General features: G+C 45.7%; 1 protein-coding gene and 1 pseudogene. Both read right to left on the reverse strand.

From position 1 onward, the window contains the following. Positions 1 to 203: pseudogene (locus CIK04_RS31675) on the reverse strand (IS5/IS1182 family transposase); the annotation flags it as partial. Positions 204 to 237: 34 nt separating this feature from the next. Further along, positions 238 to 431, reverse strand: a 194-nt coding sequence (locus CIK04_RS35240; RefSeq protein WP_325206066.1) for a hypothetical protein, incomplete at its 5' end; no start/stop codon positions are given.

Below are 431 nucleotides of genomic sequence, written 5' to 3' on the forward strand. Positions count from 1 at the left end.
CCAAGCAAGATGATTTTGAAGAGACGAACAGGGTCAACAGGTGGACGCCCATTATCTTTACAATAAAGATGAGCGACTTCATCACGAATGAATTCAAAGTCGATAGCATTATCGATTTTGCGCACTAAATGGTCTTTAGGAACTAACTGTTCCATCGTCACCATTTCCAGTTCGTATTGTTGCGGGGTGGGTTCTTGAAGCATATCGGAGTATCCATATTTCGATACCCCTATTAGATCAAAGGTCTAGCTCGAAAGCTAGACCTTTGTCAGCAGTCTGAAAGGCATCCACTGGATGCCTTTGTTGTATTCGATGCTGGCTTACGCCGAATTTGGAGCTGGAAGACATCTCTCCTTCGAATTCGTGGAGCTTCACCTCCGGGTAGAGCAAGGCGTAGAGCAAAGTGGCAAACTGTGCGGTTTTCTCGCTGT

The organism is Vibrio sp. 03_296 (assembly GCF_002265885.1).